Genomic DNA, 12,361 nt, shown 5'->3' on the forward strand with positions numbered 1-12,361 from the left:
GGGTTATATTAATACTAAAATGAGAGATGATTTATATGAGGGATCACAATCCCTTGATCCACCGCGTCCTAAAGTGATCCTTCATTTAAGTCATGATTCTTCCTCAAACCCTGTTCTTGATTGAACAGGGTACACAATTAATAATATTTATCATGTAACACCAGGGGTCTTTATTTTGTAACTAAAATTGCTATGTATTGAAAAACAATCTCCTCATGGTTGGGTTTTAGACCCTTGGTGTAAGAAATTGATATAAAACGCTTTATATGAGGGATCGTACCCCTCCAATCTGTCCAACTACGATCCCTCATTTAAGGCGTTGGTAATTCCTTCTTATCCAAAACCCTGTTCTTGATTGAACAGGGTAATCAAGCTATAACAAATAATTTTTAAATAAGGTACCTTCGTTTGCCATATAATTCTTCATCAGATTATGTTGACGTAAACGCAATGGATTCAACCAACGTACTCCTCGGTCCCTTTTTTTAGAAATTAAATTATACATAACGTTTAAGTGAGGGGGTGTAGCCTCCACCTCATCCGATTACGCCCCCTCATATAGAGCGGTATGATTCCTCTTAGTCTAACCCTGTTCTTGATTGAAAAGGGTTAATTTTGTCAAAATAGAATATAATAAAGCAAAACGTAAGCCAGACATTTTCATTAGCCTATAGATTCTCTTATAATTCAATTTCCCATTAATCTTATTATTCATGTAATACCTCAATTCTTGAAGGCGATAATATAGGTAGCACATTCATAATATAAACTACCAATGAGTTTATTGGGTAACTTATTTATGCAAGGTTTTAATAGCTCCATGAAGTACATTACACTAAACAGGTGCTTTTTTCTAACAAACCAACTTTTGTTATTTTTTCATATATAATATTAAGTTTAAAAATCACTAAGTTTGTCAACCGCATTTTTAAGTTTATCGTCAAGAACATGAGTGTATAATCGGGTTGTTTCAATTGCAGAATGACCTAATTGTTGTTGCACTAATGCCAAATCATTGGTTTCGTCTAATAAGAACGTAGCAAAGGAGTGACGTAGCTTATGTGCAGTCATATCCCTTGTAAATGCTTTAGCAAAGCGTTTAATCATCTTTTGTACTGTACGTTTATCAATCGGTTTTGGTTGCCCTTTGGGTGCAGTTAGAAATACATATTTTATCTCTTTATTTGTATCATTATAACGTTTATCTCTAATTTCTAGATAATTATTCAAATCAGCCAATGCTTGAGAAGAGAAGTAGAAGGAGTTTGGTGTGTCACCTTTTCGTTTCATGTTAATCAGCTTTTGATCCATAGTAATATTCTCAAATTTAAGATTAACAACCTCGGAAACACGCATTCCGCTACCAAGCATAAGGCTAATAATTGCAATATCACGTTCTTTATTCTTTTTATAATGTCCTTTTTGTTGGTAGGAAAGATTAATATCTTCCTCATATTCGTGTGTCACAAATTGCAAAAAGTCTAGCATTTCTTCTTTAGATACAAGAATTTTTCCTTTTAATACTTCAGCTCTAGCAGAAGGGTTAGAGCGTTCTTTCTTAATTTCGACTTTTTCCATTACATTACGTTCAAGGTATGTACCTCCTTTATCATCATCAGAAGTTATTGCAAGATATTTAAATAAAGACTTTAGAGCAGATAATTTACGTAATCTAGTTGCTTTTTCTTGATTTAACCGATGTTCTAAGTGGGATTCAAAACGTTTAATATCTCTAGCTTTTAATGATTCAAGCGCAGAGAGGGGGAGGTTTTTCATTTCGTTACAATCAGTTAATCCTTCACTGATTAACCACTCAAAAAATAAACGTATATCACGTAAATAACCAACTTTACTGCCAGTAGAAACCGAAGTTTCATCAAGGTAATCATTAACATAGAAAGGGAAGAGGGATCTAATTTTTTCTAAAGTTCTTGATAGTTGTTCTTGTTCAGGAGTTTTTTCCATGCTGTAACACAACCTTTCGTCAATTAATTACATTTTATCTAACTATTCACAAAATGAAATTTATGTGAATAGTTACCATAATCAGATTATGCTAAACTAGTGTATGATTCTTGTACCACGATAACGGTTTTTAGTGGTAGTCATAGAAATATATCCACATTAATCACAAGCTTAGTAGAAGTGAGCTTTTCAAATTTCTAAGTACATCCAAAATAAAAGAACTGAGAAATTTCATTTTTTTTTAGCTATTTATGAAAATTTCATTCAAATAATCATTAATACAACAACATTCGTAAAATTAAACTGTTCTGGGATCGAACCATTCACCATTAATATTCAGAAACTTACTAATAAGAACTATGATATATATTTTTGCTAAATTCATCTTGTAAATCAATGTTAAAATGATGGACAAACTTAAGATTTACTACTATTCTAATTGATGGATGATCTTCAGTTTTAAGAGCAAAAGTTCTGCAAATAGAAATTATCTTATCACTATGGGAAGTTGTCTGAAGTGTTGTACAATACACTAAAATGTAATACTACCAAATATATATTATACAAAAATTTATTCAACTTTACAACTTTTCACTAAATTTGTATTTTGTGAAAAGTTGTGAAGTGTTACATTTATCAAATATGATCTCCCCCAGTCCGTTGAAGCAAATCCATTTATATAACATATGTATCAAACAAAAACCTTCACAGGAATGAATAAGATTAAAGGTGTAGGATAAGACAAATAAATAACCCACTACCTAATGTTTCATCAGGAGCGGGTTTCAGTTTTAATGAACTTTGACTTTAGAAGAGTTATTAATTTAAATGGAAATTCTTTATGTTTTTTCTTTACGATCTTGATGTTGAACTCTAGAGACCGACCTTCTTGTAACTCTAACTTCTTTAACTTCTTACTGTATCCACACCAGGCTAAACCGATTTATATTGGCTTCTTTTTAATAATTTTAACTTTATCTAATAGTAAAATATCATCATCATTATCACTAAATGGATAGGCTTGTAGCAAGACTCCTTACCGTTGCCTTAAAGGGAACTTTGTCTGTTTTAGGTACTTTTTTTGCTGGGACTTGTGGTCCTTCTATTTCTTTTCCAAATGTCGATTTTTAAATTTCTTTTAAATAAGCAGGATGAATACAAGAGGTATTTCCCGTCTTGGAGTTTAATAATTAACGTATGGAAAACACCTGTTACACCATACTCTATATATCCAATCACTTTGGCAGATCGTTTAATTCCCTTTTCTTTGCACGAGAGCTCTTTCTTAGAGTCTCTCCGAATAATCCCCATTCTCTTCCCATTTCCTCATATTGCTCGTCACTCTTGAAAGTGTGTATTCTTCTTTCGGGTGGGGTGCAATGCAGTATACTTGCTTCTATTCGAGAGATTTCCTGACATATTTAAAACCTCACTCATTATTTAATCCAATGCCATTATATTGGATATTTGTTTTTTAGTAGATAAAGTTCAAAAATCTGATACAGAATTTTAATTGTTGAATTACGTTTTAACTCTTCTATTACTGATACATTGTACATCATCCATAGAGTGAAGAAAGAAAATAAACTAGTACTTTAAAATGGATTTTGTATAACTAGTGAAATCATCAAGATGTTCTTCAATTATTTTCTGTAATATATCTAAGTTTAGTGATTGATAGTTATGTACTGCAACATTTCTAAACCCAACCATAGCCTTCATTCTAGAAGCCATATCCCCATCAATAATATTGTTTTCTTGTAATAGTTCAAACGCATCACGACTATTCTGAGGTAAACCTAGTCGCTTTTCAGCTACAATATGCATACCTAAATCAATACTTGCCTCACTAGCTCTTTGTATATTTAATATGATAGAATCCTGCAATGTAAAGTCTTTTAAATTATTTGGATTGTCATCATAAACCTCGTTGATGCGCTTAATACAGCGTTCAATGATATTTATCTTGTTTAAAATAACATCATTTTTCATAAATAGACCCCCTCTCTTCTGCTTTATCAAGAATATGCTTTCGATATTCGTTTAGTTTTGCATACATACTTAATGAAGTCATTTCAATATTTCTTCTTAATGTTTCATCTGTGCTGTACAAAATTTTACCGGTTGAAAATATCTGTGCTTTGAATACGGTTGAAGCATAATTTATATCCACTAAATCTACCTCCATTTTTATTAAATCAGTTAATTTTTGAGATAGAATAAACTTGTCATAATTATTGATAGTTTTTTTACTGTAAAAGGCAATATCTAGGTCGCTCTCAGGGTGGTTAGTTTCTTTAACAATAGATCCAAAGGCTATAATGAAAACTGGATCTAACTGTTCAATTAAAAAATCTCTTGCAATATCGAGAATTTTGTTCATATAACTCACTCCAGTAGCAAAGTTTATTTTATGGTATTGAGAAATCACTCAAAGCTATCTTCTACAGAACCAGAGGATAATTCTGTGAACGGTTTTTTACAAATTATTTGTAATACCTGGATCCTTTAGGGGTTTGCTATATTTTAACTTATTATAAGGATCAGGTCTAATTATTTAGGAGTATACCCATCATTTAGCGGGATAAAATTAGTTAATAGTCGAGATACTCGCCTATTACGATCCTAAAATGAACAAATATATAATGAAGTTGTGATGAAAGTACTATGAGGTCAGGTACATTTTTAGTCAAGTTATACCCTTTTAATAATCCTTTTGATTTCTATTTCAAAAAATGAGGAAGGACGTGCCTACTATTGATAAATTCTACTTTTTTATAGATGATTACCTGCATTTACATTTTCTATATTCTTTAAGATTATATGGTGAAACTCTGATTAGCATATAGTTTGGTGGCATAATTTTATATAGAATCTGTAACCTTAAAATTATTATGTATTTCAAAGGTTTCACGTAGCAATTTATCTCCAATGGATAAGGCTTTTTCAATTTACCATTTTACTTTCTAGTAATTTAAGTGAATTTTTTTGCTCATGTGGTAATAAGGGTCAAATTCTGCTTAATACACATTCAAATGATTCAACTCGTGTTTTACTAACTACAGTATTTATTTAACTAATTATAACAGACCTACAATCACAGTAAAATTCTGCATGGAATTTGTATTTCACGTGTAGATGGAAGTTTCATATAAGACTGTTCTCTTTTGTAAGAAGCGTTAGAAGTATATGAGTATACAGTGAGTGAAAAGGTGTATGAGAATAAGCTACCCCAACTAGGAGCGGCTTTCTATTGTTACCTGGGGCCTTGTTCTTACTAATTTATGTTTTCTATATTATTTTTTTAAAAAAACCTTCTGTGCATTAACTGTAATTGATTCAATTATTAAAGCTCTTACCTTTTAAATTTTAGGCAAAGATTCTTAATCGATAGTTTTTTTGTATAGTTATTAGTCAACCACTTCTCCCACCAATATTTTAAAATATCAACTTGATTATTTTACCTTATTGACTTTACGCTAAATCAAAATATTTAATTAAATAATGGGACTTGATCAATATTTTGGACACAAAAAGATTAAGTTTTATGTAGAGTCTTTGAATAGTTCTTCTATTGTTTGAGGATTTTTATAAACGATGCTGCTATGCTTTTTTTTCTTTCTTATACCATGCTTCGATAATTTCAAAGATGATGATATAAGCAGCTTTATAGCCTAGATGCTGAACATGATTTACTTCTTCTTTCTTCAATGTTTCTAGGAGTTATTTCAAAAGCGGTTTGATATGTTTTATGTTTCACTTTGATAGGTGTAAAACTATTTTTGCATAAAGTTTTTCCTGAGATACAAATTGTCGTTATATGTTTACAGTAGTTTTATTGAATTTCTGACAAGCAGAAACAAGCATTTGGTAGACCCTGAATTAGCCAACCAAGTACAATAATAACTATTTTCTTGTTTACCAGTATTATTGGATAAAAGACCAGTTTCAAGGTTGGATATCCCAACGCCTTTTTTGGTGTTTAATATGTTTATTAATAATAAAAAGATTTTTTTGTAAGCATTCACTATTGTTAAACTTTATAAAAATGTTGTGTAAAAAGTGATTTTTGTTAATAAAGCCATTCTTATGAAGTCAGCCATCGGGTTGACCTATTTTGAATAGGTATTATCCTTAAAATGTTGAGATAGATATTACTAAATTCTTGACGGTGGAGTAAGATTTTTGGGTTGAACATTAGTAAAAACTACTAGACTTATTAATCCTTATGGTTACAAAAAAAGCTATTCTTCCCAAGATGTAGTACAACTTCAAGAAAAATAGCTTTAAATTAGATGTCTTTATTACCTGTATCTTTTTAGCTAATAAATCTAGATCTATTAATTACTTTGCATCGATACTAGTAAATATGCCATTATCCAAGCTTTGATTGATTTCAATATTTCTAGTTCTTAATGATTCTGTTACACTACCACTTTTATCGTAAACTTCCATTTGTAACATAATTCCTGTATTGGGATCAATATTTAATTTGAAAGTTTTTGAGTTATATCTCTTTGAATAATTTGAGTTTAGTTTACCTTTAATAACTATAGTATCTTTTCCTGCGATAATTTCTTGACCTTCAATATCCCATTGACTATTGTCTTCTAAGAATCCCATAGCTAAATCTTCTGGGAATAAAGAGGTTTTAGCTAATGCCATATAAGATGGATCTATTCTACGGATATAAGCTTTCTCACCTTCAACGTCAACAATACGCTTATCAATTTTTGCACCTTTTAGCTCTTTTCTTTCCTCTTTGCTTACTTTTTTTACTTTGACTTTAACTTTTTTAGGCTTTTTATCTTTAGTCACGCTATTTTTTTCAAAATCTTCAGATCCACTATTGTAGTTATATAGATACTCTCCATCATACGCTTTTTCAACATAACCATTTTCTAATGAATCATCGGGATTAATTGTTTGTACTTTTTCATAAGACTTTGAGTTGTCCGAAAGGTCAGTTTGATAGGTTACTAATAAATTAAAATTACCTGACGTACTAGAATATTCAAACTCTCCATTGGCTGTTTGGAAATAATCAATAGAATTTAACATTAAAGTTTGAATTTCTTCTTTATTCATAATTGCAATATTTTCATCTGAATTTTTTTGATTCGTTTCATTGGCATATACTGTTTGCTTACTTAATTTACATTACTAAAAGAATAGGCCCCTGTGGCAATAACAGTTGTAGCTATTCCTGCAATTAACAATTTATTTTTCTTCAATTTCAAAACCTCCTAAATTTAGTATACAATTTTAGTTGCGTCTGCTCCAACTTTTCCTGATTCTGCAGTTAAATGGCTATTTATATTAAGCATCGGATGGTTCTCCCAAGAACCTGTTTTTAAATAATTCCATCCACCTGGTGCTGTATGCTGATTTATATAAACATATCCTGACCACTCGCCTATTTGATAAGCAATACTTGGGTTAGTGAAATCTATGTGATTTATATATGCATAAAAAGCAACGTTACTTACTTCTTTTTTATCGAAAATCCAGCTATAATAAGCAGTTGCTACCCCAGTCCATTCACTAGTAGTTGCTGAAGCTATGCATTTGTGTATTGCTCTTTACGATTTATTTTTTTAATCAGAACAAAAAAGGACTGGGTTCAGCCCCCATAGTAACCACAATAATGATTGTGGTAAATTGTAGAAACTATATGTAAATAACCACAGTTAAAGTGGTTAGGGTTTATTATCAACTGTGGAGGATCAAAATTTTAAGGAGTCCCGATAAAAGCTATTTCACATAAAGAAACCATTGCCCTTACGCCACCAGATGTACCCACTAATGCTGTGCCTCTTAATTGTTCAATTGTGAAATTTGGAACGGGAGTTGCATTAGTTTTAAGAATTAAATTTACCGTTGTACCAACTGGATAGATAATTAACAAATTTGATTGTAAGTCTCGAATACAACAATCACATGTTGTAATTTCTTTTATTTCTTGCTTCACTATTGACTTACAACCACAGGGTGACGTTAATTTATAACTTGTCATGTTTCCACCTCCCCATTCAAAAACTTACTTCATGTTATGTTTAACAACATCTTTTCGTATGGGAGGAGTTACTAATTTAAATAATATAGTTTACTGTTGTCAATTTCAAATGGAAACATATTTTCTATTAAGTTTTATAGATGTTCTTATTCTATGATTAGGTATTGTACTTATTGAAACTAAAAATTGAGTCATTCACTAATTTAGCAAATGACACTAAAATTTTCATGCTATTTTTTCTCAGAAAGCCACTGTGCAACAACTTCAGCTTCTTCACCCTGTAGTAATTCACCAGGCATATCACCTTTTTTATTTTTTGCGCCTTTCAAGATAATATCTAATATTTCTTCATAAGACATTTTTGATCCAACTTTACTTATGTCACGCCTTGGCCCATCATTAAGATTTACTCCATGACAACTAGAACATTTGCCAATATACAGCTCCTCAGCATCCAACTGATCAATAGAGGCATCTGAATCCTGAGCTCGGTCTGTTCCACCACATGCTGTTAAAAATAAAGACAAACTTAATAATAGTCCAGTTAACAGTTTTTTCACAATACACACCTCCAAAAATTCATCCAGATTTTGAATACAATAGTAATTTTACCAATATGATAGGTATTATTACTATCTTGATCAAAGTTAATACGATATAATATCACAATTGTTTTCTAGTAAATAGAATCAAAAATAATGTTGACTATAATCCTTTTGTGCATTTCTAACTGTTAGATAATCGTTATATTTTTGTTCTAAACAAGACGTACCATATAATATATCCAGTAAATTCTCAATTACAACATAATCTACATTAGTCTTACCATATATTCCATTTGTTCTTAAGGTCCATTCTGTTCCCAAATATCTTTTGTCTTTATCTGTATTTAGAAATTTATCTTTACTGTCTGCTCCTAATTCTTTATCACGGTGGCTATCTGTATATTTACTGTTAAAAGGAGGATCATAATTCAAAATTAAGTCTATTTCTAAAATATTTTTTGCATGTTTTTCTGACTTGTCTAGTATATATAAACGAATAAATATATATACATATATCATTTAAATTGTTTAGTTACGTCATCTTTTCCATTTAAGTTTTGCTTTACCCCTTTTCCCAAGTTATCTGCTTGTCCAATATATAATACGTTATCACCCTTATCCTCTAATATGTCACCTGCCTGTGAATATTTTCTATTTCCTCCTCCTCACCAGCAAAAATTTTCTTTACTTCCCTATACTTAACACTAAGTATCCTTTCTAGCATAGTTACTCATCCCAAATTTATATTTTTATTTTATTTACTACATAAATTTACCACATTAATTACATTACTATCTCTAGAAATGTTGAAATCTATGTAACATAAGTAAAGTACCTCTTTTTCTTTAGGTAATTACTTTTTTCACAATTTTCAAGTTTATGTGGAACATTGTTGCGCATTATAAAGTCTACTAGATAAAATAAGAATTCCACCACAATCCGACCCTTTGTAGTTTAGCTTTTATTTTTATTTACTATATAACCTCAATGTTAATCATAGACAAAGGGGTAAAACGATGCATTTTTTTATAATAAGTACAACTTTATTTCAAATCTATATCCCTTGATTTATCTGTTTTTAATGATAGTATGAAATCATCCTTAATATTTAGGGGATGATTTTACATCTTCCTAAAGTGTGTAATAAAAAGCGAGCCTTCCTAAGTCCGATTTTGGATCGGCTACACTTAGTTAGACAGAAATTTTAAGGTCAAGTAGAATGAACTTACTATATGAATGATGAGGAGAATCTACATGACAAAAAGATCACGCCGTACGTTTACCGAAGAATTCAAGCAACAAATAGTACAGCTTTATGAAAATGGAAAGCCACGGAAAGAAATTATCCGAGAATACGACTTAACACCTTCCTCTCTTGATAAATGGATTAATCAATTTAAAAATTCCGGGTCATTCAAAGAGAAGGACAACCTAACTCCTGAACAAAAGGAACTGCAAGAATTACGTAAGCGAAACAAGCAATTAGAAATGGAAAATGATATTTTAAAGCAAGCCGCGCTGATACTAGGACAAAAGTAAATGTGATTAAGCAAAACAAACACAAATACTCGATATCAGCAATGTGCCAAGTCCTACAACTCCCAAGAAGCACTTTTTATTATGAAGCAAAACAGCGAACTCATGAGGATGATATCACGTCACATATTGTTCGAATCTTTCATGAGAGTCGACAGAATTACGGGACACGCAAAATTAAACATGAACTTATAAAGCTTGGGAAAGCTGTTTCTAGAAGGCGCATTGGTAGAGTCATGAAAGAACAAGGACTGGTTTCTAAATATACTGTCGCACAGTTTAAACCCCATTCAGAAAAGCCAAATGAGGACCACTATTCCAATGAACTAAACCGTAAATTCACGCGGAACGAAGCGTTATCCGTTGTCGTAAGCGATTTAACATATGTAAGGGTTGATAAAAAATGGCATTACATATGTGTATTTGTTGATCTCTTTAACCGAGAAATTATTGGATATAGTACGGGATCCAATAAGGATGCGTTGCTTGTTTATCGTGCCTTCGCTTCAATAAAGGAAGACCTTCATCATATCCAATTGTTTCATACTGATAGAGGAAACGAATTCAAAAATAAGTTAATTGATGAAGCTTTAAAAACGTTCTCTATTAAACGCTCCTTAAGCATGAAGGGATGCCCCTATGATAATGCCGTTGCAGAAGCTACATTTAAAATTATTAAGACAGAATTTGTCAAAGGGAGGCAGTATGAAAGTTTAGAAGAATTAACACGAGAATTCCATGACTACGTACATTGGTTTAACCATATTCGTATTCATAGCACACTGGGTTATGCAAGTCCTATTGAGTACAAAAATAAACACCTTAAGAAAATTGTCTAGTTAGGTGTTGACAGTCCATTTTTTCCTATTCAGTCTGTTCGTTTATACTTTCAACCACCTCTACTAGACTATTGCTAATAAAGTATATCTTTTCCGAAATATTGTGCTGTGTGCCTATTAATTCAAAATCTAACTTCACAGTAGCTTTATTACCATCATTATTTATAAATTCGACGTCTATATTTTGATTATTCCTAGAGAAAGCCTTGTTATCTTCGACCATTCCTGTTGTCCACTTTAAATTTATAAGCTTACCGTCTCTATTAATATCTGGTACTATAGCAAGTGCTACGTTGTCACTGGAAGGGTCAACGCTGTTATGTAAATAGTGCTTCTGATACCTTCTCTGGAAGAAAAAGCGAAGTAAAATATGTTACATTCTCTTCAACGAGAGTAACAGCTAAAAAATTCATATTATTTTCTATCGATTGAAAAGTACTAATCAGCTCAGGGTTGTACCCATAACCCGATTCATTCCCTTCCTCACCTTGATTCATCGACTTTTTAATATTGTTGTCTAATTCCTGTATTAATTGTTTTCCTGCATTAAAATCTACTTCAGTTTTAGTAAAATAGATTTGATATACGACAATACCTATTACCATAATAGCAATGTACCCTATAAAAAAATAAATAAACTTTTTAATGGTTATCACTCTCTATTCCCATTTCAATAAACCATAACCAATAGGGTCTACCGCGTTTGTTTTGTTATAATACCACTCGCCTTGATGAATCTCGAAGTGTAAATGAACACCGAATGATTTTCCAGTTGTTCCTTTTATACCGATTACCTGCCCTTTAGCAACTTCTTCTCCTTCAAACAACCTCCTGCTACTCGAAACCATATGGGCATATACTGTTGTATAAACTTGGCCATCAATATTATGTTTTATAAACACTGTTTCTCCGTATGATGTAGATTTATATGACCTACTCACTATACCATCAGCTGACGCAACTATTGGGTCTACACTGCTATTTGAGCCTATATTAATTCCACTATGTATTGTACCCCACCTTGCACCAAAACCACTTGTTAATGAGCCTAAAGTTGGTCTCATAAACTTCCCTTTTGTAACTTATGGAATTGCTCCCGTAGTAGTTGCAAACAGTTCAGCGTAGTGGATGACTTCATCTACATTAGAATCATCATGGTTGTAAGGGTATAAAGCTTGTCTAATATTTGAGGAAAACCCACTACTATTCAAGTAATTTCCAGCTGTGTATATAGCATCATATAAATTAAAGTGGTCTGATTTTCCGTTGTCATCCCCATCTGTACCATAGCCACCATATTGTTCAATTTTTGTTGGATTAGTTTTTATATCATTTGGTATATCGCTCTTTCCAACACCTTCACAAGTAGGATGTGACCATCCTGTCCACGTACAAGGCATGAAGTAGAGTAAGAACCCGGCGCCTTTCCATATCTCTATGGCAGGTTTCCAAGAACTCCT

Annotated in this window: 12 protein-coding genes; 1 reads left to right on the top strand and 11 read right to left on the bottom strand. The window is 31.7% G+C overall.

The genetic code is table 11. The features are described 5' to 3' along the window. Nucleotides 1-897 precede the first annotated feature (897 nt). The 7 genes from xerS to V1503_RS23670 all read right to left on the bottom strand — a co-directional run bounded on the left by xerS (nt 898) and on the right by V1503_RS23670 (nt 8,958). Nucleotides 898-1,965 (bottom strand): tyrosine recombinase XerS, encoded by a 1,068-nt coding sequence (xerS, locus tag V1503_RS23640; RefSeq protein ID WP_410629579.1) that lies wholly within the window; start codon nt 1,963-1,965, stop codon nt 898-900. Between the two features lie 1,587 nt (nt 1,966-3,552). Continuing rightward, nucleotides 3,553-3,957 (bottom strand): type VII toxin-antitoxin system HepT family RNase toxin, encoded by a 405-nt coding sequence (hepT, locus tag V1503_RS23645; RefSeq protein ID WP_410629581.1) that lies wholly within the window; start codon nt 3,955-3,957, stop codon nt 3,553-3,555. Further along, the gene (gene mntA / locus V1503_RS23650) at nt 3,947-4,348 is read right to left on the bottom strand and encodes a type VII toxin-antitoxin system MntA family adenylyltransferase antitoxin (protein WP_410629583.1); all 402 of its coding nucleotides are present in this window, start codon (nt 4,346-4,348) and stop codon (nt 3,947-3,949) included. The genes hepT and mntA overlap by 11 nt, the downstream gene beginning before the upstream one ends. Nucleotides 4,349-6,309: 1,961 nt before the next feature. Beyond that, entirely contained in the window at nt 6,310-7,053 is a 744-nt protein-coding gene (locus V1503_RS23655) for a sigma-E factor regulatory protein RseB domain-containing protein (RefSeq protein WP_410629585.1), read from the bottom strand. 646 nt (nt 7,054-7,699) lie between these two features. Then, nucleotides 7,700-7,981: a hypothetical protein gene (locus V1503_RS23660; RefSeq protein ID WP_410629587.1), complete on the bottom strand. Its 282-nt coding sequence runs from the start codon at nt 7,979-7,981 to the stop codon at nt 7,700-7,702. 230 nt (nt 7,982-8,211) lie between these two features. After that, nucleotides 8,212-8,541, bottom strand: a complete 330-nt coding sequence (locus V1503_RS23665; protein WP_410629589.1) for a c-type cytochrome — start codon at nt 8,539-8,541, stop codon at nt 8,212-8,214. A gap of 129 nt (nt 8,542-8,670) precedes the next feature. After that, on the bottom strand, nt 8,671-8,958 hold the full coding sequence (locus V1503_RS23670; protein ID WP_410629590.1) for a hypothetical protein: 288 nt from the start codon (nt 8,956-8,958) through the stop codon (nt 8,671-8,673). Nucleotides 8,959-9,780: 822 nt separating this feature from the next. Here V1503_RS23670 and V1503_RS23675 point away from each other — a divergent pair. After that, a protein-coding gene (locus V1503_RS23675) for an IS3 family transposase (RefSeq protein WP_410624147.1) occupies nt 9,781-10,901 on the top strand; the annotation gives its coding sequence in 2 pieces (ribosomal slippage) (nt 9,781-10,030 and nt 10,030-10,901; 1,122 coding nt in all). 25 nt (nt 10,902-10,926) lie between these two features. Here the strand turns inward: V1503_RS23675 and V1503_RS23680 are convergent. The 4 genes from V1503_RS23680 to V1503_RS23695 form a co-directional block, all read right to left on the bottom strand. Continuing rightward, entirely contained in the window at nt 10,927-11,124 is a 198-nt protein-coding gene (locus V1503_RS23680) for a hypothetical protein (protein WP_410629592.1), read from the bottom strand. A 94-nt stretch (nt 11,125-11,218) separates the two neighbouring features. After that, entirely contained in the window at nt 11,219-11,557 is a 339-nt protein-coding gene (locus tag V1503_RS23685) for a hypothetical protein (protein ID WP_410629594.1), read from the bottom strand. A gap of 3 nt (nt 11,558-11,560) precedes the next feature. Further along, complete coding sequence (locus tag V1503_RS23690) at nt 11,561-11,965, bottom strand: M23 family metallopeptidase (RefSeq protein WP_410629596.1); 405 nt, start codon at nt 11,963-11,965, stop codon at nt 11,561-11,563. A gap of 18 nt (nt 11,966-11,983) precedes the next feature. Next, nucleotides 11,984-12,301 carry a lysozyme family protein gene (locus V1503_RS23695; protein ID WP_410629598.1) on the bottom strand — a complete coding sequence of 106 codons (318 nt, stop codon included), beginning with the start codon at nt 12,299-12,301 and terminating at the stop codon, nt 11,984-11,986. Nucleotides 12,302-12,361 lie beyond the last annotated feature (60 nt).

The organism is Nanhaiella sioensis (assembly GCF_046557775.1).
Lineage (GTDB): Bacteria > Bacillota > Bacilli > Bacillales > SM2101 > Nanhaiella > Nanhaiella sioensis.